We start from the raw sequence: 19,883 nt of genomic DNA on the forward strand, positions 1-19,883 counted from the left end.
GGATCAGAAGGTCCAAGCAGGTGAAGGCGGTCTGGCCTTGTGCCAGGCCTTACTCGGTTTCCGTCTCATTCAGCAACGTTCACCGTTGTTCGGACAGGACCATCCGCAGGGGTCGTCCAGGCAGTCACTCCCCCCTGAACGCAGGTGAACGGCCTCGGACAAGGGCCTCCGCCCCACCAACAGACCTGGAAAGCGTGTGGGTTCCGGACCAAGGGGGTATGCCCAGCGGCCAGGTGATCGTTCAGCGTCCGTAGACGTGGCCTCGCACCAGCGGATCGTGCTCCAGGATGAAGTCGGACACCTTCCAGAACTCCGGCAGCCGCGGGTGCTGCAGGGCGGCCTCGCGGTCGAGCTTGCGGCCGAAGAGCGGTCCGTCGGGATGGGCGAGGCCTGCCGTAACGAGTGTGGACGCGGGCTCGTCCTGGCCGGCGACCGGGCCCACCCGGCATGCGAACGAGACGTGATCCTCCCACTGCTCGGAGCCGGCGCCCCAGGTACCGAAGATCACGTCTATCCAGGCGTCGTGATCCCGGCCCCGATGGTGGTAGCAGTTCGCGAAGTACACCGCGTACACCATGCCGTCCACGTACACGAAGTTCCATGCTCGTTCGATGGGAGCGTTGCAGCAGTCGCACTGGAACTCGCGAGTCTGCCGGTCAGGGCCGAAGGTCAGGGACATGACGCACATCATGAGGCATGGGCAGACCTCAGGAGACCTCGGGTCGGCTGGGCCGTTCTGGGCCGTGCAAGGCTGTTGGACAGCACCGGACTGGACCGTTCCGGGTTCGGCAGGCGTGAGTCACAAGAGCTGATCGCCGCTGGCGACGACAATGGACGCTGAGGAGTCCACTGGGCGCTTCGCTTCTGCCGCCCGGGCCGCCTCTGGGCCGTCCGAGACGAACCGGCGTTGACAGATGATGACAACTAGTCCCGGCATCTACGCAGGTCACAGGATCAGCCGCCGTGAGCCGCCGCACGCCGAAGACTTGGGCCATCACTTCCAGAAGAACTGATCGAGGGCCGCATGCGCCCTATTTGCTTGTCTTCAGGACTGGCCGTAGGCGTCACGCAGACGCTGAAGGTTTGCCTCATGCTCATCAACCCACTCAGGCGTTGGTTCGAGTCCCAGGGCCACCGTCAACCTGTCGGGATCGTGGACCGAGATGGAGAGCCAGCCGTCTTCGTGTGGGTGAAAGTACAGCTCCAGCCCTCGGCTTCCCTGCGGCCAGCTGGCGTCTTCACCAGCACCGAGGCGTCTCAGTGCCTCCTCCCACTCTTCGAGGCCATCAAGCCAGATGCTCGTCTTCAAGCGGGCGTTCACGAAATCCGTAGTTATCAGGCATTCGGCTCGAACCAGGGCGTGTCGGTCTTCGTAGCGCTCAACCGCACGCAGGACGAGGGAGACGCCCTGTCCGTCAGACAGATGTATCAAGTCAACAGGCGTCCACTCGCCCATCCCGCTCCCCTTTGTCGGTCGTGTATCCAGAGCCGGCGTGCACGATACGGGCAGAACCCGACAGGATGACGTGGACGGGGTTGGCCGTAGATCTGTCAAGAGGGAGTCGGTCGGCTGACACCAACGGCTGACACCAACAGGTGCGGACAGCGCCGACCGACGCCGAATGGCAACGAACGATCGGCCAAGGACACCGGCCGGTTGGTCGAGGTTGCCGACTCCCCGTGATCGACCTGATAAGGATGAGGCCAGACAGAAAAGCGTTGGGGCCGCCTCGGGGGCGACAGCTACCAGCCGAGCGGAGCCTCAGGAGGCGTCCTCCTGCGTGACTGGACCGTGCATGTGGAACTCGATCAGTTGATACAGCAGTCGACGCGACAGATGGCGTTCGCATTCTGGGCAGCTCACCCACCCCTGTGCCTCGTGCATACGTGTACCGTCAGCTGGACAGTGCCAGAGTCCGCCCCATCGAAAGGATGCCGGGGCTTCCGGGCTTCCATCACCAGTGACCCACTCGGCGAGCTCCCGTTGGACCGCCAGAGACAGTTCCATGCCTCCAACCCGGCAGACCAACTCGCCGTCGGAGCCCTCCAGCAGGCTCCCGCAACGGGGACACCTCATGGGGAGCACATTAGTACGCCGCCGATCACGAGTAGAAGCCCCGGCCGTACTCCTCAGACCCGACGATGAAGTCATCCGGACGATCACGGCGCAGTGCCTCATACCGTGCCGCGAACACGTCGATGGCTTCATGAATCGTGCAGCCCAGCGTTTCGCGGATCGCCGTGATCGCAAACATGATCCGGTGATAGAGGATGTCACGGGCTACGCTCGCTGGCAGTGCGGTCACGGGTCCTCCGAAGTCGCTGTACAGCAACGGAGTACAACAACCGCACAGACCACGGTCAACCGGAGTAAGACCCCTGCCCCTCTTACTGAAGAGCCAATTGACCCTCAGCGACCGTCACGCCCATAGTTTGAGACGAAGAGGTCGCCGTGCCACAGCCGTGCCAGATGTAGCGGTCGACCAGGGCGGCTGGCGGTGATCCAAACGAGAGACCCCGGACGCGGCCGGGGCGGCCCGCGAGGGCTCAGTCCCCGAGGCCATAGCGCAGCAGGCGCCGGGCCACCTCGGTGCGGGCCGCGGCAAGTTCCGTGGCGATCCGCTCGGTCCGGCGGGCCTGCGGCACCACTGCCGCCGCCACGGGCTCCCCGACGAGCAGGCAGGCACGCCGCAGATGGGTCGGCGGATGGGTGGCGTCGACCTGGTGCCCGCGCCGGGCGCCGGCACGCCGCTGCCGTTCGTGCTCGTGCTCCGGGACGGACGCCGCGTACGCGGTGAGCAGCCCCCACAGCTCGTCGGCCCTGGCCGTGGCCTCCCGGGTAGACCTCGCCCCGCCGAGGGCGGCACGGTTGGCCTCGCTGCGCAGCAGGACGCCGAGCGCCTCGGTGATGAGCAACCGGTCCATGAGGCCTACCGCCGCCTGCGTGGAAGCGGCGCGGGCGGCCAGCCGGTCGGCGAGGTACTCGGCCCGCATCCCGGCCCGCGACGTCAGCCGGACGAGCAGCGCCAGCACCCCCCGGACCAGCAGGCGTGGCACCACGTAGAAGGCGTTGACAACCATCTCGATCACGGACGGGTGCGGAAGCGGCTGGAGGGCGTGGTGCCAGAGGGACAGGGTCCGCACCGCCGTGCCCACCACCAGGCCGTTGCGGGTGTCGCCGTTGGCGTAGTGGGCCAGCTCGTGGCCGAGCAGCGCGACCCGCTCCCCGGGCGTCAGGACCTCCCACAGCGGCATGCAGCACCAGCAGCCGCCGACCGCGCACACCGTACGTCATGACGCCGGCGTTGATGCTCCCGTCCACGGCGATCGCGTGCACGCTTCGGGTGCCGACCGCCCGCGCCACCTCGTCCACCAGGGCGAAGAGTTCGGGCGCGTCGGCCCGGAACAGCACGGGCCGGTCGTCGGGGAGGCGGCGAACCCTCGGGGCGAGCGCCCAGGCCAGCCCCAGGAATACCAGACCCGCCACGATGCCGGCGCCGCCCCACCCCGCCACCACGCACCAGACACCGCCGACGGCAAGCGCGAGGGTGACGCCGTGCACGGTCAGGGCGAGCGCGGCGGCCGTGACCGCCGAGGCGTCGCGCCGCGGGCGCGGTTCCCGCCCGCTCAGCATCTCGGCGAGCAGCTGCTCGCCGTGTCGTCGGGCCAGGGCACGCTCGACTCGGTCCAGCCGTCCCGTGTCCGGCTGCGGCTCCTCGGGGTCCACGTTCCAGTCGCAGGCGGCGCACCAGGCGGTGAACCGGCTGTCGCCGCGGATCTCCGTGCCGCATTCCGGGCACGGCTGTGTTGTCTCTCTGGCGGTATCGGGCATCTCGGTTTCCCCTCCTCCGCGGCTCCTCCCCGAGCCGCTACCTGCTGGTACAGACCGATCTGATCACATGGCGGGCCGCGGTGAAGGCGCGGTCGTCGTACGGGCCGAACGTGATCCCGCCGCAATCGTCCGAGAGGCGGCGCGGCCGGCCAGGTGGCGTCCACCAAGACCGTGCAGCAACGGGATGGCCCGTCGCTGACCGATCGGCCAGGGCTACGGATCAGAGGGTCACCGTGCCCCACGCGTGCGGACACCAGAACGGCCCCCGCCCAAACACGCAGGTCAGGGACCGTTCTCACTGCTCATCGCGCGGAGGTGGTGGGATTTGAACCCACGGTGACATCGCCGCCACGTCGGCTTTCAAGATCGCTGACGGCTCGGCTCAGCCACTGAGCCATCACCGGCCTCAGCCGTGTCACTGCCCATCGCCGGCTGGAGGGCCGGTCGTGAGCGCGTGGTGTCAGGCGTCGTCTGGTCCGACGGGTCGTTGCCGACCGGGACGCCGACACCGGACTCCCGGCCCTCACAAGGGCCCTGCGGAGAAGCCCGCGGCGTCCGGGAGGTCCCGGAGTCGTGCCGGGTCCTCCGCGGAAGACCCGGCTCCTCCAGTTCGGGCTCAGGAGGTCAGGCGGGAAAGCCGCCGGTCCTGACGGCCGTGACGAACGTCGACCAGGCTCCGGCCTCGAAGACGAGCGCGGGGCCGGCGGAGTTCTTGCTGTCGCGGACGGGGACGGCGGCGGGGAAGTCGTCCGCGACCTCGACGCAATCGCCGCCCGTCGTGTTGCTGTAGCTGCTGCTGCGCCACTTCGCACCGCTCAGGTCGATGGCTCGCACGGGGCTTCCTCCCACATCCGGACGATGAACTCGCGTGACTTGGGCGGGGGCAGGGCCAGGTCACGCATCGCATCATAGATGCGCTGCAGTCGCTCAACCCTGCTGTTCTCCTCGATCAGTTCACCACGTTCGTCATTCTCGATGTAGGCCACGGTACGGCCGTCCAGCAGCCGCAGGAACTTCGTGGCGGTGTTCATCAGGCCGTGCGGACCGGCGCTGAACGGCAGCACCTGGACGGTGATGTTCGGGCGCTCCGCCGCCTCCGCCAGGTACTCCAGTTGCTCCCGCCACTCCTGAGGGTCGCGCAGCCGGGTGCGCAGTACGGCCTCGGAGAGGATGACGCGGAAGGACGGAGGGTCGTCGCCCTCCAGCAGCTTGCGCCGCCCCAGGCGCGCCTCGACCTGCTGGTCCCGCTCCTCACCTCGCAGGCCGCCCGCCGTGAGCGCCTCACGGGCGTACCCGGCCGTCTGGAGCAGGCCCGGCGGCGCGCTCACGGCGTAGTGCCACAGGCTGACCGCCTCCGCCTCCAGCGCCATGTACCGCCGGTACCGCTCCCGGAACTGCGACGGGTCCGCCACCGCCAGCTCCCAGAGCGCGAGCAGCAGCCCCGGTGTCCCGTAGTAGGTGTCCAGCGCCTCCACGACCTCCGGTCCGCCGGCGGTCTGGCCGCTCTCCATCTTTCCGAACTGGGACGCGTCCCACCCGACCGCCTTGGCGAGTTCGCGCAGACTCACACCCCGCTGGGTGCGCAGTGATCGCAGCTCCTCCGCGAACCGCCTGCGCGGTTCCTGGCTGCGTCGTGTGATCACTCTTCTCGGCGGCATCGTGCTCCTCCGCGGTCAGTGGCGGATGCGAGGAAGACAGCGGCTGCGGCGGGCGGGGAAGGAGTCCCCGGCGCCGTGCAGGTCCGCCCGTTCACGGCATGCGGACCTCCACCCGCCGGACCATACCTGTAGCGGCGACAACACGCAGAGCAATACGAGCAGTTCACCCATGTAGGGAGACAGCGAAAGGAGCGGCCTCCTTCTGACACCCGGCAACACGCATCGTCTTTCCCGAGCCCCTACAGGTCGTTGCCCGCGTAGGAGAGGTTGAAGCTCTTGTTGGTGAGGGGGAAGTCCGGGACGATCGTGTCCGCCAACGCCACCGGCAGCGCGGGCCAGTTGAAGAAGGACGGGTCGACCGGCTCGACCCGGGCCAGGTCGCCGCCGGGAGAGAGTTCGACACGGGTGGCGATGGTGCCGCGCCAGCCCTCCACGAGGCCCACCCTGGTGCCGGGACCCGCGCCGGGCCGCGGCGGCACGGGCGCGGGCAGCGCCCCCGGGTCCGGCAGCCCGTCCGTGAACCGCTCGGCGAGGGCGAGGGAGACGTCGATCTCCTCGGCATGGACCAGGAAGCGGGCCTGGTTGACGGATCGTTGACCGTCGTACAGCACGGCCCCGCCGGCCGGATCCAAGCGCATCGCATCCACCCATCTGTCGCGACACCCACAGGAGTGACAACCTGATTAATTGCGAAGATTAGCAACTCATAAGGTCGCGTGGGTGGCATCCCGCAGGTCGGGTGCCGCCCCGGGCGGGGCCATGGGAGGCCCCGCCGCGGAGCCGGGTGTCAGACGTCGTCTCGCGGGCCCGTCGGCAGGGTCCGGATCACACAGGCTGCAGCTTCACACGGAAGTGACGCAGGATCGGGGACTGGTCCACGATCCTGAAGCCGCCGACCGACTCCGCCTTCTTGGCGATGCCCTCCAGCGTCCTGCCGACGTGGTCGTAATGGCTGCGCGTGTAGACCCGGCGCGGCAGCGCGAGCCTGACCAGTTCGTACGGTGCGCTCTTGACCGGGTTGCCGTCCTCGTCCTCCTCACCGAGGTAGAGGGAGCCGAGTTCGGCCGAGCGGATGCCGCCCTCCAGGTAGAGCTGGCAGGACAGGGCGTGCCCCGGGTAGTGGTGGGCCGGGATGTGCGGGAACAGGCGCCCGGCGTTGAGGTACAGCGCGTGCAGGCCGGGTGGTTCGAGGATGTCGACGCCTGCGACGCGCACCCGCTGGGCGAGGTGGGCCGCGATGTCGGCACGCTCCGCGAGATAGGACGGTTCGGTCACCTCCAGCAGGCCCTGGGCCATCATGTCGAGGTCGCGTCCGGCGAGGCCCCCGTAGGTCGCGAAGCCCTCGGTGGCGATGAGGAGACGTTCGCACTTCTCGGCCAGTTCGGGGTCCTTCAGCCCGATGAATCCGCCGATGTGGACGATGCCGTCCTTCTTGGCGCTCATCATGCAGCCGTCGGCCAGCCGGAATGCCTCCTCCGCGACCTGCCGGGGGGTGCGGTCCTGGTAGCCCGCCTCATGACGGGTCACCAGCCAGGCGTTCTCCGCGAACCGGGCCGCGTCCAGGAGCAGGGGGACACCGTGCCGCCGGCAGAGGTCGGCGGCCTGCCGCAGGTTCTCCATGGAGACCGGCTGTCCACCGCCGCCGTTGTTGGTGATGGTCATGACCACCGCGGCGACCTTGGGGCCGTCGGCTCCGGCGAGTTCCCGCCGCAGCGCCTCCAGATCGATGTTCCCCTTGAACGGCTCCTCGCTGTCGAGGTTCCGGGCCTGAGGGCAGGGCAGGTCGCGGGCCTGGCAGCCCGCCAGCTCCACATTGGCGCGGGTGGTGTCGAAGTGCGTGTTGGACAGGACGATGCTGCCGGGTTCGAGCAGGGACGAGAACAGGATGCGTTCCGCGGCCCGGCCCTGGTGTGCAGGCAGGATGTGGGGATAGCCGGTCAGCTCGGCCACCGTGTCACGGAACCGGTAGAAGGAGCGGGAGCCCGCGTAGGACTCGTCACCCTCCATGCCCGCGGCGAGTTGAGCGGCCGACAGCGCACCCGTGCCCGAGTCGCTCAGCAGGTCGATGGTCACCTCGTCGGCGCGCAGGTCGAAGAGGTTGTAGTGGACGCGCTTCAGCGCCTCCTCGCGCTGCTCGCGCGTGGTGATCGGAATGGGCTCGACTACCTTGATCCGGTACGGCTCCACGGTGATCTCTGCTCCTGTCTCTGTCTACTGCTGCGACTGCTGCACGGTCTCGGAAGCCGGGGCCCGCCGGTGCGCGGACGGCACCGTCCGCGGGGATGCGGGTCCGGCCGGCGGCCGGACCCCGTACGCCTCGGAGGAGACGTAGGCGGTCACCCGGGGCGGTCTGCCCCGCTCATGGACGAGCGCCAGGTAGGCGATGAGCCCGGTCCCGTCCTCCGGTCTGCGCGCGGTGACGGCGGCCAGCGCCCGGGTGAGCGGCGTGGGGTCCATGCCGTGCCGGCCGAGCACGGCCACCGCCCGGGCGTGGGCCTCCGCGTCGTCGCGGACGTAGTCCCGGACCGGGATGTGGAGGGTGAAACCGCTCGGCAGACCGGTCGTGGTCTCCGTGAAGGAGTGGCAGGTGAGGGCGGGCCGCCTGCCCAGCCGCAGGTCCTGCCCCGTCCCGGGCCCGGACGGCGTCCGCCCGTGGACCCCCGCCGCCGTGCGGAAGAAGTCCGCCACGGTCTCGGGCTCCGGCCCGGAGTCCATGCGGGACAGACCTCCGGCCTCCGAGGCCGCCAGATCGTCGTGTCTGAGGTAGACCTTCACCCGGGGCGCTTCCCAGTCGCCCAGGTCGAGAGCGAAGAACGGGTAGCCGTCGGCCGGGGGCAGCGCGGCGAACGCCTCCCGGTGGCCGAGCCGTTCCAGCGCCTGCCGTACCGTCGCGGCGGCGCGTTCCGGCCCCGACGCCGCGGGGTTCAGATACGCCTTCAGCCGGGGAACACCACCGGGACGCAGCTCCAGTGCGCACCACACCGCCAACGGGCCCTGCGGGGAGAGCGGGAAGAACAGGTCCTCCAGCAGGTCGAGCCGGTCGGAGGCGAAGCCCCAGCGCCGTGTCATGGTCCGCAGCGCGCGTAAACCGATGCGCCCGTTCTCCGCCAGGCTGCCGGCACCGCACCCCGGTTCCAGCAGCACGCGCAGCGACGGTGCCCTGCCGGGCAGGAAGGCGAGGGAGAACTCCACCGGCGTATGGTCGTCGGACAGGAAGCTCAGGGACGGCGGAGGCTGATCGAGCGGGCGCCCGGCCATGACGCCCAACGACTCGTCCAGCACGCTCGCGTATGCGTTCGCGTCGCGGCGGTCGAGCCCTGCGACGGCGCACAGCCTCCGCAATTGCTCAGTTGTGAACATGCCAAGTGTAGGGGGATCCGCGGCGGGGGCCAGACCGCCGGACCGGACGGGGATCACCGAGCGCCCCGGCACCGGCCGGGGTACACACGGGACGGCAGGGGTGGAAGGGATGCCCTGGGACGGGCACCCGCCTGGAAGAGGGCGAAAAGATACCCGCCCTCGCAGACGGGTATCTCGGTGTCCGGATCAGAAGGTAGCGGACCTATGGGGATGATGTGTTCCCGGGAGAGTGAAGCGGCGGAGCGCTGAGCGGGAGCGGCGGCGGTGGATAGGTGGCCCACCACACCTCCTTCGACTCGATTTCAACACGCGTACCGCGCAGCTCACTACCCCACCGGTTCAACTTTCATGCAGTATGAAAGAGTTGGCCGGGTGTTGCGTGCATCACCCCTTCCACCACGTCAGGAACGAACTCCACAGTCCACGCTCCGGCTTGCGCGCCCCGCCGTTGTCCCGGGCATCCTGGGCGGCCGCCTGCGCACCCGCCGACGACTCGGGCCGGCGCACGGTCCGCATCGGGGTGAAGCGCGCGGGCAGCGTGGCGAGCGCCCGGTTGAAGGGGCCGGGGCGCCAGGTCAGGCTGTCCTCCGGCACCGCGAGTTCGACGTCGGGAAGCTGGTTGAGCAGGTTCTCGATGGCCGAGACCGCGATGAGCCGGGCCGGCTCCTTGGACGGGCAGGCGTGCGGGCCCGCGCTCCACGCCAGGTGGGCGCGGTTGCTGCCGGCCTGACGCGTCGCCGTGAGCGTCGGCCCGGTGTTGGCGGCGGCAAAGCTGACCAGCATCAGATCGCCCGCCCGCACCTTCTGCCCGCCGAACTCCATGTCGGAGGCCGGATAGTGCGGCGCGTAGTTCGCCATGGGCGGGTTCTCCCACAGCGTGTCGTCGATGGCCTCGTCGATCAGGCCGCCGTTGGCGTACCGGTCGTTGATGAGCAGCCGGTGCAGGGTGTTGCCGATCAGGTTGCGCAGCGGTTCGGCGCCCGCGCCCAGCAGCAGCACCAGTTGGTGGGCCATCTCCTGGTCGTCCAGCTTTGCCTGATGCTGCATCAGCCAGGAGGTGACGTCGTCGCCCGGCTTGCTCCGCTTGATCTGCACCAGCTCGCTCACGGCCTGGAACAGCACCGCGTTGGCCTTCTCGGCGTTGATGCCGTCGAAGATGCCGGAGATGCCGAACATGACCCGGTCACCGATGTCCGCGGGGCAGCCGAAGAGTTCGTTGAACACGAACAGCGGGAGCTGCTTGGCGTAGTCGTTGAGCAGGTCGGCCGAACCGCGGGTGCCGAACTGGGCGATGAGGTAGTCGGAGATCCGCTGGGTGCTCTGGCTGAGCCGGCGGGAGTCCACCCGGGCGAAGCTGTCGGTGACCGCCTGGCGCAGCCGCAGATGCTCGGCACCGTCGCTGAACATGCAGTTGGGGCGGTACACCAGCAGGGGAAGCACCGGGCTGTCCGGGCTGACCCTGCCCTCGTTGAAGTCCCGCCAGCGACGCGCGTCCTTCCGGAAGGCCCCGGAGTCCTGCAGCAGCTGCAGTGCCGTCGCGTAGTCGGTGACGAGGGTGGCCTCCACCCCGGGCGCGAGTTCGACGGGCGCGAGCGGCCCGTGCTGGCGCATGTACTCGTAGTACGACTGCGGATGGGCGGCGAACTCCGGCCCGTACAGGGGCACGCTGAGGCCACTGCCGTGGGCGGGGCACCCGGGTGGGGGCGCGGGATCGGTGGAATGGGCGCTCATGTCTGCTCCTGAAGTGCACGGTCCTGCAAATAGCGGACGAGTGTGATCAGTGCTTGGGCCGACGATTTCTCGTCCCGTGCGTCGCATGTGACGACGGGCGTGTCATCGAGCAGGTCCAGCGCTTCGCGCAGCGCCCTTTCCTCGCGCAGCGGCGAACCGTCGAAGCGGTTGACGGCGATCGCGTAGTCGAGTCCGTACTGCTCGATCAGGTCGATCACGGCGAAGGAGTCCGCCAGCCGCTCGGGGTCGACAAGCACCAGTGCCCCGAGGGCACCGCGGGCCATGGCCTCCCACATCTGCAGGAAGCGTTGCTGGCCGGGCGTGCCGAACAGATAGAGGACGACCCGCTCGCTGAGCGTCAGCCGTCCGAAGTCCATGGCCACGGTGGTGGTGGTCTTGCCGGCGACTCCCTTGAGGTCGTCGACCGTCTCCCCCGCCCGTGTCATCCTCTCCTCGGTGGACAGCGGCGGTATCTCGGAAATGGACCCGATGAAGGTGGTCTTGCCCACCGCGAAGTGCCCGACGACCAGGATCTTCACGGGAGTCTGGGTGTCGCCGCCACGGACGTAGGCGTGCTCAGCCAAACTTGGCTCGGAGACCATTCAGCACCTCCTCAAGGATCCGCACGTCGGTGACGTGGGCACGCGCGGCGGGCGGGCGTATGACGATGTATCCGCCTTCGGCGAGGGCGGCGAGCAGGATCTTCACCACCCCCAGGGGTAACCGCGTGTGCCCGGCGATCTCGGCGACCGAGAGGTAACCGCCGGTGCACATCGTCAGCAGCTTCTGCTCCTCCGGGGACAGCCGGTTCGGCCGCTGCTGGTGGTCCGTCACCGCCGTGATCAGGGTGATCAGCGAGAACTGCTCGTCATCGGGGAGGCTGCGCCCCTTGGTGATGACGTACGGGCGCACCAACTCCGCGGCTTCCGGCTCCGGTCGGCTGGCGTCGGTCATGGCCGTGAACCGGCGTTCTCGCGCGGCGGAGTCGTCAGCTCCTTGCCCAGCTGGCCGACGAGCTGCTGCATCCGGAAGGTGATGTCCCCCATGTCGACGTTGAGGGCCGCCGAGACCGCCAGATAGGCGCCCTGCCCCGCGGAGATCAGGAAGACCCATCCCTCGTCGAACTCGACCAGCGTCTGCCGCCACCGCCGATCGGACCCCTCGCAGAAGAACCCGATCGACCGGCTCAGCGACTGCACACCGCTCATCGCGGCGGCGATGGTGTCCCCCATGTCCTTGTCGACCCCCTTCGAACGGGCCATCAGCAGCCCGTCGGCGGAGACCAGGACGGCATGCAGGGCCCCGGGAATCTCCAGGGCACTGTCAAGCATCCACGCCAGATCGTTCTTCACGAGACCTCATGTCCTTCGCTGCTTGCATCGCGTGTGTTGCCCGTCTCATCCGGCGTGTCCGGATGCGAGGACCGGCCGATCACCGTGCCCCGCTGGAAGGCGGCCATGATCGCTGCCGTGTCTTCGTCGGAGCGCCTCGGGGCACGCGAGCTCTTCGATGACTGCGAGGGTGCCGAACCGGTGGACACGAGGGCCATCGGCCGCTTGCGGCGCCGCTTCGGCAGGCCGTCGGCGGTCGTGGATGCGGTCGGCGAGGAGTGGGGTCCGCTGAGGCCGGGCGCGGTGGCGGCCCCGGCGTCCGGGACGGTCTCCTTCGGGTCGGGCATGCTGGTGAGGAGTTCGTCGGGCAGCAGGAGGACCGCACGCACGCCCCCATAGGGGGAGGTGGAGTCCACGGACACGGTGAAACCGAAGCGCTCGCAGAGCACACCGATCACCGCGAAGCCGAACTGCGGCGGGTTGCCGAGCTGTGAGACGCCCGAGACCCGCTCGCTCGACAGCAGCCTCGACGCCCTGGCCCGCTCCTCCTCGTTCATGCCGACACCGGCGTCGTCGACGACGATGCAGATGCCCTTGGGCACGGCACGGACGTTGATCTCGACGATGGTGTCGGGACTGGCATAGCTGGTCGCGTTGTCGAGGAGCTCCGCGAGAGCCAGGGCCACCGGTTCGACGGCCCGGCTGGTGATGCCGAAGTCGACCTGCGAGAGGATCTCCACCCGCTGGAAGTGACGGATCCTGCCCTGCGCGCTGCGCACGACGTCGTAGACCGACGCGACCTCGCGGTGCCGGCCCAGCCAGCCGTCGCAGAGCACGGCGATGGACTGGGCACGCCGACCGAACTGCGAGTTCATGTGGTCGATGTCCAGCAGATCCTGAAGAATGACCGACTCGCCATATTTGGTCTGCAGCCTTGAAATGATCAACTGCTGCTCGGCAGCAAGTCCCTGAATCGTCCGCATCGCGGACTTGAGGGCGGTTTTGGTTTCCTCTTCAGCGTGCTCCTGGGCCTTTTTGACGGACTCCGAGTAATGGTTCTCGAGTTCGTCGTAGTGGGTTCTGAGCCCATCGATCTCCTGCCGTAAATTCCGTGCCGCCCTGCGCTGGCGAACAGCAAAGGCAGCTGCGACAAGGACTACGACGAGGAGAGCCCAGAATGCCGGGTCCTGCAAGTAGTGCGTCATATGACTCTCTTCAGACGACTGAAGGTCAGCTGCTGAAATCCCGTCAATGCGGATGGGCCTACAGGTCGCCCGCACCACGTTTCAGCCGGGCCGTCCTCTTGGTCTCAGATGTCGTTGTGCGTTCATCCGCCCGCTCGACAAGTGCGGTGATCGTATCACCGCCGGGACCACCAACCGGAAGCCGGTCTCCCGCAACTGACAGCGCATCAGCGCCCCTTCACAAAGCACCTGGGATACGAACGGGAGGCACGCCTTCGCCGGCCGTCCGGGCACCCACGGCGAGCGGGAGACACGTCGGCCGGCGATACGTTTTTCCAGCCGGGGACGTGCCCTCGGACCGGCGCGGGCAGCCGCGCGCGCCGGATCGCGCGGCGCTCGAACAACACCCGGCCGGCGCACGATCGACGCCGGTTCGACGCCCGGCCGGCGCACGATCGGCACCCTCACGGCCCCGTCGGCGGGGGGCCGCCGACGAGTCCGACGCGGTCGCCGAAGTCCACGGCGACCTCACATCTCCTCAAATCCTCCCCACATGCTCCCCAAAGCGAGCCCAAACGCGGCGCTCTCCCCCGCATCACGGGGTAGACGCGTATCCGCCGGAGCCGTCGTCCCCGGGACCCCGCGCGTGCGCGCCGCACGGTCGCGTCCCCCGTCGTGGCAGCCGATCACGGTCCGGGCCTTCAGGGGCGCGTACGTGTACTGGCCGGCGTATCCGTTGAAGACGACGGCGTCGGGCCGCCTCGCGGCCGGTCCGGCGGGGTCGGCGGTCCCGCCCTTCGGGCCGGGGCAGAGGTCGGACTGGACGAGCGGGTGCTCCCGGTCGGCCCGCGGCAGGTTCGGCGGATCGATGACCACCGCCCCGTACATGCCGTTGGCGATGTGCAGCGACATCGGCATCGTCGAGCGGCGGTACATCCGCACACCGCTGCGGGTGGGCCGTGAACCGGTACGTCAGCGACTCGCCCGGCTGGATCGTCCGCATCGGCCGGAGCCTGCTTCCACGGGCCGGAGGTCAGGAGCTCAACCGCGGCTGGAGACCGCGTAGTACTGAAGGTCCTGCACGGTGACGGTACGCCGCGCCGGATAGCGGGTCGTGACGGCGGCGACGGTGTCCCCCGCGCGGCGAACCACCGCCTCGGTGCGGCCGGTGTTCAGCGGCAGGCCCTGGGCGTACACGCCGACGGGGGCACGGTAGGTGTGGGGCACGCCACCCACGCGCGCGGAGACTGTGGCAGGCGCGGTCAGGAAGGTGAGCAGTTCCACCTGGTCGCGCGGCGGTGCGGTGCCAGGACGCGGGCGCATCAGCCGGGGTTGAAGCGGGGCGCTGTCGACATCCGTGAACTGGACGCGGGAAGTGGCGTACACGGTGTCACGGACGATCTGCGGCCATGCCCCGGTCTTGAAACGGGTGAGATAGTACGAGGAGATGTCGAGGTAGGTGTGGCCGTTGTGCAGTGATGGGGCGAACTGGCTGCCTTCCGAGTAGTCGTTCCATGTGGTGAGCTGCACCCAGTCCGCACCGTCGGAGATCGCGTGGTTCCAGGTCGACCGCAGGCTTGCGGTGTTGCCCGCCTCGTCGTAGATGCCCTGGTTGGGCCGGGCGTCCTGCACGGACACGGCCTGCATCCACTTCTTTCCCAGGGAGTGGGCGAGTCGGATGTCGCCGGGAACGTTGTCCTGGCGGGTGTAGCTCCGGTTGCCCCAGGACGAGAAGGCGTGACTGATGGATGCGAACCGCTGGGCGTTGGCGCGGAAGTCCAGAAAGACCGGGACGAACGCGGTGCTGATGCCCTGGTCGCGCAGTCGCGCGATGACTTGGCCCCACCAGGCGGGGTCCTGGGCCTCGGCCTTGAACGGGGACACCACGAGGCGTCCGTCGGCCAGCCGGTATGCGGACGGGGACTCGGCGAGCCGGGCCAGCTGGTGGGCAAGGGTGCGCGGGTCGGTGTGCAGGGAAGTCATGTCCGGCATCAGCACGATCCGGAAGCCCGGGTCGACGCGCTGCGCCGCGCGCAGCAGCATGTCGACGCGCTGACGGTTGATGCCGGTCAGGGAGAGGATGTCCACGGTGAATCCGTCGAGCCCGGCGTCTCGGGCGGTCTTCACCTCCCGTTCGAGGTTGGCGAGTTGCCAGTCCCCGCTGGACGGGGGCACCGGCAGGGGCCGGTCACGCAGGAGTCCGCCGTAGGCCGCGTGCTTGCCCTGCTCGCCTTGTGGCGTGAGGTAGTTGCGGGCGTAGTAGTCGTGCTCGGCGGGCTGGTTGTCGAGGGAGAGCGGATAGGGCGGAAAGTAGTGCGCGAAGACCAGATGCGGGCTGTCGCGCAGCACATCGGTGGCCGGCAGGTCGAAGGGAAGCGCCGCGTTCCTCGTTCGCCCGGCGCGGGGCGCGGTGTCCTCCCGGTCGCGGGCCAGTCCGGTGCCGGTGATCAGTCCGATGAGGATCAGTCCGAACAGGGCACCGAGCGCGGCGCGCCGCCGGCCTGACGGCCTTCGGCGCCGATGCGTGGGACGAGTGAGGTGATCCGTCATGGTGTCCTCCGCAGACGCCGGTGGGCCGCCGGTGCAGAACTCTAGGGCACATGCGGCCCATTGTCCGGCGAACCGCATCCAGACGGGCATCTCCGGCGATCACGGCCGGCCCGTCAGGGAGTCGTGACGCCGAGCCGGTCGGCGTCGTGCGACTGCAGGTAGATGTCGAGGGCGTCCTCGCGCATGGCCCGCCACAGCTGGGCGCCGGCGCCGGAATCCAGGAGGACCACGGACTGGCCGGAGATCGTGCCGGTTCCCTTGGCGGGGGCGTTCATGAACACCATGTTCCCGGGGCGGACCTCCTTGTTGTCCCACAGCAGGGCACGCAGGTCGCCGTCGCTGAGCCGATCGTCGACGCTCACGGCGGCGGTGAGGTCGTCCAGCACCCTGGTGGCCCTGACGGGGTTGGAGAAGGTCGAAGGGCGCATGACCTTCGCCAGCAGCGTCCGCAGGAAGTACTGCTGACGGTGCGTGCGGTCGAAGTCGCCGCGGGGGAGGTGATAGCGCTCACGCACGTAGACCAGGGCCTGGGTGCCGTTCATATGCCGGGTGGCGCCGTCCACGACGAGGTCCACTCCGCCGACGGAGTCGGTGAGTTTCTTGAATCCGTCCCAGTCGATGACGACGAGATGGTCGACGTGCACCTTGGTCAGCCGCTGCACGGTGTCGATGAGCAGCGGCGGCCCACCCCAGGAGAAGGCGGCGTTGAGCTTGGCCTTGCCGTGTCCGGGGATGTCCACCCACGCGTCGCGGGGCAGCGAGACGACATACGCGCCGGAATGGTCGGCGGGGAGGTGGACCAGCATCATCGTGTCACTGCGCTGGGCACCGTACTTCCACTCGGGGGCCTTGGCGTCACGGCCCGTGGTCGGCAGCGCGGAGCGGCTGTCGACGCCGACGAGGAGGAAGGTCTGCCCTCCGTCGGAGGGTGCCGGCTGCGCCGCCGCGGGCACGTTCGTCGGGAAGACACCGGAGATGCGGTCGACCTTCCCCGTGAAGTGGTCGACGGCCCACCAGGACGCCCCGGCCACCATGACCAGGCCCGCGGCGAACAGGACGAGCGCCCCGAGGAGCACCCGACGCGCGCGGCTCGCGCGGCGCCGAGGGTGCGCCTGCATATCTCCGGATCCGTCAACTCCGATTTGTGAGGCTTCAGTCGATGTTTCGGGGACGCCGACAATCGGGCCGGACACCGCCGAACCGACTCCGCCCGGCCCCTCCTCCCGGTCTGCCGCCTCACCCCGGCCGACCGCTTCGTCCCGGTCTGCCACCTCACCCCGGCCGACCGCTTCGTCCCGGTCTGCCACCTCGTCTCGGTCTGCCGCCTCGGCCCCGGCCGTGTTCCCGTCCCCCACCACGCCCCCCACATCAACGCGGTACGGCCCCTTCCGTACCGAAGCGCACACTGCAGCCAGCACGTCCGACGTTCGTACCGCTGTCCGCCGGACCGTCGCCCGCGGTGTCAACCCGCAGACGCGGCCCGGGACTCCGTACAGCTCGGCACTTCTCGGTGACGTTCACGTAAACGCCCCCATCCGTGCACAAGTTTGCCGTACCGTTCACCATCGCGCCGCATGTTCGACGAATGCCCGTTCGCGACATCCGGTGACTCGTGCCGCGGAACGTACCTGGGGGGGTACATGTGGGATGTTCAGGCCGCTGAATCCGAGAGATCACACAGGGCGCGCTCGCGGGAGCGCGCGTCCTCACTGTGGGTGGGACGGAAGTCCCGCTGGTATCTTCCCGCCTCGCTGATCACCGACCTGGTCGGTGCCGGGGTTCCGGTGGCGCTGATGTTCTTCGCCACACACCAGCCGTGGGCAGTGCCGAGCGGCATCGTCGCAGGGCTCGCCTGGGCGGGAGTGCAGCTGTTCCGATCGCGCTACGCGGCCCGGGCCATCGGCGAGAGCAGGGGCACACTGCCGGTACTCCACGACTGGTTCATCCTGCTGGGAGTGCTCGCGGTGGGGCACGCCGCGGCGGGGGTACGGCTGCGCGCGGCGCTGTGCCTGGCGGCACTGCTGCCCTCCCTGCTGCTGACCCTGGTGTGCCGCAAGGCGCTGTACCGCCATCTCGCGGCGGTACGGCGCAGGGCGCAGGCGGTGATCAAGGTCCTGGTGGTGGGCGAGCCCACCGCGGCGGACGGCGTCACCGCGCACCTCTCCGTGCGCACCGACCACCCGTACGTGACGGTGGGCGGCGTCCCCGTGGGACAAGGCCCGTTCACCTCAGGGATCCGGACCTGGGAACGGCTCCCCGCCACCGCTCCGGAGTCCCCCGCGGAGGATGCCGACCTGGTCATCAGCGCGGTGCACCGGCTCGGCGCCGACCTGGTACTGGTCGTCCCGTGCTCCACGCTCAGCGGGGAGAGGCTGCGCCGCCTCTCCTGGGGCCTGCACGACGCCGGCATCGAACTGTTCGTCGCGCCCGGTCTGGTGGACGTGTCCGTCAAGCGCCTGGAGGCCGGATCCGCCGGCGGGCTGTCCCTGCTGCGCGTGGCCCCGCCGGTGCGGGAGGGCATACAGCCTCTGCTCAAGGCGGTCTTGGACCGCAGCACCGCCCTGCTGGGCCTGTTCGTGCTGGCACCGGTGCTTCTGGCGGTCGCCGCCACCGTGAAACTGTCCTCGCCGGGGCCGGTGCTCTATCTCCACGAGCGCGTCGGCCGGGCCGGGCGCCCCTTCGTGATGTGGAAGTTCCGCACCATGCGCGTGGGCGCCGACCGCCAGAAGGCCGCACTGGCCCAGGAGAACGAGCACGACGGCCTGATGTTCAAGATGCGCCGCGATCCCCGGGTCACCCGGGTCGGCCACTGGCTGCGCCGTACGTCATTCGACGAACTGCCGCAGCTGGTCAACGTCCTCAAGGGGGACATGTCCCTGGTGGGTCCGCGGCCGCCGCTCGCGGACGAGGTGGCGCACTACACACCCGCCGAGTGGCGGCGGCTGGCCGTACGGCCGGGCATGACCGGGCTGTGGCAGATCAGCGGACGCTCCGACCTGTCGTGGGACGAGACCGTCCAGCTCGATCTCAGCTACGTCGACAACTGGTCGTTCACCAGCGATGTGGACGTCATGGCCCGCACGTTCCGCGCCGTCGTCGACGGCCGCGGGGCGTACTGAGAGCGCCGCCCATGTCCGCACAGCGCCCCGGCGCGCGCTGCGCGCCACCCAGGTCCGTGCACGAGCGGGGTCCGTCAGCCGTCGAGACCGCCCCGCCAGTGGGCGTAGGTGGCGGCGATGCCGTCGCGCAGCGGGATCGCCGGCTTCCAGCCGAGCTGCGCGAGCCGGGAGATGTCGAGCAGCTTGCGCGGGGTGCCGTCGGGCCGGCTCGTGTCCCAGGCGATCCGGCCGGTGAACCCGGTGACCTCGGCGACCGTCGCGGCCAGCTCGCGGATGGTGAGGTCGCTGCCGCAGCCGACGTTGACCGGCTCGTCGCCGTCGTAGGAGCGCAGCAGCACCTCACACGCGGCGGCGAGGTCGTCCACGTGCAGGAACTCCCGGCGCGGGGTACCGCTGCCCCACAGGACGACCTCCTCGCGCCCCTCGGCCGCGGCCTCGTGGAAGCGGCGGATCAGTGCGGGCAGGACGTGCCCGGTCTCCAGGTCGAAGTTGTCACCGGGCCCGTAGAGATTGGTCGGCATGGCGCTGATGTACGACGCGCCGTACTGGCGCCGGTAGGACTGCACCTGGACGATGCCCGCGATCTTCGCGACGGCGTACGCCTCGTTGGTGGGCTCCAGGGGCCCGGTCAGCAGCGCGTCCTCGGTGATCGGCTGGGCGGCGTGCTTGGGGTAGATGCACGACGATCCCAGGAAGAGCAGGCGGCCGACACCGGCGGCATGGGCCCCGGCCATCACGCTGAGCTGGATCTGGAGGTTCTCCTCCAGGAACTGCACGGGCTGCGCGCTGTTGGCCATGATCCCGCCGACCTTCGCGGCGGCGAGCACCACCGCGTCGGGGCGCAGGACGGACAGTTCGGCCGCGGTGCGCGCGGCGTCACGCAGGTCCAGTTCGGCACGGGTACGGGTGAGGACCTCGTACCCCTGGGCGGCGAGCCGGCGGGACACGGCGGAGCCCACCAGGCCACGGTGGCCGGCGACGAAGACACGGGCACGTTCGGGCAGCAGCGATGCGGTCATGAGCCGGATCATGCCAGGAGCCGTGTGATCAGTGCGCACACACCGCCAACTTGCCTGAAATTTCCCATAGTTCACGACATGCAGCCCGCGCACGGCGGG

19 protein-coding genes are annotated in these 19,883 nt (G+C 69.4%); 1 reads left to right on the forward strand and 18 read right to left on the reverse strand.

The window, feature by feature from the left end; genetic code table 11:
- Positions 1-241 precede the first annotated feature (241 nt).
- The 17 genes from ACFSL4_RS17150 to ACFSL4_RS17230 form a co-directional block, all read right to left on the reverse strand.
- Positions 242-679 (reverse strand): hypothetical protein, encoded by a 438-nt coding sequence (locus tag ACFSL4_RS17150; RefSeq protein ID WP_381083434.1) that lies wholly within the window; start codon positions 677-679, stop codon positions 242-244.
- A gap of 366 nt (positions 680-1,045) precedes the next feature.
- Positions 1,046-1,456 carry a DUF5959 family protein gene (locus ACFSL4_RS17155; RefSeq protein ID WP_381083436.1) on the reverse strand — a complete coding sequence of 137 codons (411 nt, stop codon included), beginning with the start codon at positions 1,454-1,456 and terminating at the stop codon, positions 1,046-1,048.
- Positions 1,457-2,102: 646 nt separating this feature from the next.
- The gene (locus ACFSL4_RS17160; RefSeq protein WP_381083438.1) at positions 2,103-2,306 is read right to left on the reverse strand and encodes a hypothetical protein; all 204 of its coding nucleotides are present in this window, start codon (positions 2,304-2,306) and stop codon (positions 2,103-2,105) included.
- 241 nt (positions 2,307-2,547) lie between these two features.
- A complete protein-coding gene (locus ACFSL4_RS17165) occupies positions 2,548-3,255 on the reverse strand; it encodes a M48 family metalloprotease (RefSeq protein ID WP_381083440.1) in 708 nt (235 codons plus the stop codon).
- 1,201 nt (positions 3,256-4,456) lie between these two features.
- On the reverse strand, positions 4,457-4,666 hold the full coding sequence (locus tag ACFSL4_RS17170; protein WP_381083442.1) for a DUF397 domain-containing protein: 210 nt from the start codon (positions 4,664-4,666) through the stop codon (positions 4,457-4,459).
- Positions 4,648-5,490 (reverse strand): helix-turn-helix domain-containing protein, encoded by an 843-nt coding sequence (locus ACFSL4_RS17175; protein WP_381083444.1) that lies wholly within the window; start codon positions 5,488-5,490, stop codon positions 4,648-4,650. The genes ACFSL4_RS17170 and ACFSL4_RS17175 overlap by 19 nt, the downstream gene beginning before the upstream one ends.
- A 239-nt stretch (positions 5,491-5,729) precedes the next feature.
- Positions 5,730-6,128 carry a hypothetical protein gene (locus ACFSL4_RS17180; RefSeq protein WP_381083446.1) on the reverse strand — a complete coding sequence of 133 codons (399 nt, stop codon included), beginning with the start codon at positions 6,126-6,128 and terminating at the stop codon, positions 5,730-5,732.
- Between the two features lie 187 nt (positions 6,129-6,315).
- Positions 6,316-7,677: a tryptophanase gene (locus ACFSL4_RS17185; RefSeq protein ID WP_381083448.1), complete on the reverse strand. Its 1,362-nt coding sequence runs from the start codon at positions 7,675-7,677 to the stop codon at positions 6,316-6,318.
- 24 nt (positions 7,678-7,701) lie between these two features.
- Positions 7,702-8,850 (reverse strand): tryptophan dimethylallyltransferase family protein, encoded by a 1,149-nt coding sequence (locus tag ACFSL4_RS17190; protein ID WP_381083450.1) that lies wholly within the window; start codon positions 8,848-8,850, stop codon positions 7,702-7,704.
- Positions 8,851-9,234: 384 nt separating this feature from the next.
- On the reverse strand, positions 9,235-10,581 hold the full coding sequence (locus ACFSL4_RS17195) for a cytochrome P450 (RefSeq protein WP_381083452.1): 1,347 nt from the start codon (positions 10,579-10,581) through the stop codon (positions 9,235-9,237).
- Positions 10,578-11,183, reverse strand: coding sequence for a GTP-binding protein (locus ACFSL4_RS17200; protein WP_381083454.1), 606 nt, complete (start codon positions 11,181-11,183; stop codon positions 10,578-10,580). The genes ACFSL4_RS17195 and ACFSL4_RS17200 overlap by 4 nt, the downstream gene beginning before the upstream one ends.
- The gene (locus ACFSL4_RS17205; protein WP_381083456.1) at positions 11,158-11,535 is read right to left on the reverse strand and encodes a DUF742 domain-containing protein; all 378 of its coding nucleotides are present in this window, start codon (positions 11,533-11,535) and stop codon (positions 11,158-11,160) included. Before ACFSL4_RS17205 ends, ACFSL4_RS17200 begins: the two co-directional genes overlap by 26 nt.
- A complete protein-coding gene (locus tag ACFSL4_RS17210; protein WP_381083458.1) occupies positions 11,532-11,933 on the reverse strand; it encodes a roadblock/LC7 domain-containing protein in 402 nt (133 codons plus the stop codon). Before ACFSL4_RS17210 ends, ACFSL4_RS17205 begins: the two co-directional genes overlap by 4 nt.
- Positions 11,930-13,117 (reverse strand): ATP-binding protein, encoded by a 1,188-nt coding sequence (locus ACFSL4_RS17215; RefSeq protein ID WP_381083611.1) that lies wholly within the window; start codon positions 13,115-13,117, stop codon positions 11,930-11,932. Before ACFSL4_RS17215 ends, ACFSL4_RS17210 begins: the two co-directional genes overlap by 4 nt.
- Before the next feature lie 507 nt (positions 13,118-13,624).
- A complete protein-coding gene (locus ACFSL4_RS17220; RefSeq protein ID WP_381083460.1) occupies positions 13,625-14,032 on the reverse strand; it encodes a cupredoxin domain-containing protein in 408 nt (135 codons plus the stop codon).
- Positions 14,033-14,137: 105 nt separating this feature from the next.
- Positions 14,138-15,646, reverse strand: a complete 1,509-nt coding sequence (locus tag ACFSL4_RS17225) for a glycoside hydrolase family 71 protein (RefSeq protein ID WP_381083462.1) — start codon at positions 15,644-15,646, stop codon at positions 14,138-14,140.
- 113 nt (positions 15,647-15,759) lie between these two features.
- Complete coding sequence (locus tag ACFSL4_RS17230) at positions 15,760-16,764, reverse strand: LCP family protein (RefSeq protein WP_381083464.1); 1,005 nt, start codon at positions 16,762-16,764, stop codon at positions 15,760-15,762.
- 597 nt (positions 16,765-17,361) lie between these two features.
- On the opposite strand from ACFSL4_RS17230, the gene ACFSL4_RS17235 reads away from it, so the two are divergent.
- Entirely contained in the window at positions 17,362-18,765 is a 1,404-nt protein-coding gene (locus tag ACFSL4_RS17235; protein WP_381083466.1) for a sugar transferase, read from the forward strand.
- Between the two features lie 74 nt (positions 18,766-18,839).
- Here ACFSL4_RS17235 and ACFSL4_RS17240 read toward each other — a convergent pair whose 3' ends face one another.
- Positions 18,840-19,784 (reverse strand): GDP-L-fucose synthase family protein, encoded by a 945-nt coding sequence (locus ACFSL4_RS17240; RefSeq protein WP_381083468.1) that lies wholly within the window; start codon positions 19,782-19,784, stop codon positions 18,840-18,842.
- Positions 19,785-19,883: the final 99 nt, after the last annotated feature.

The sequence above is a fragment of the Streptomyces caeni genome, from assembly GCF_042678285.1.
GTDB lineage: Bacteria > Actinomycetota > Actinomycetes > Streptomycetales > Streptomycetaceae > Streptomyces > Streptomyces caeni.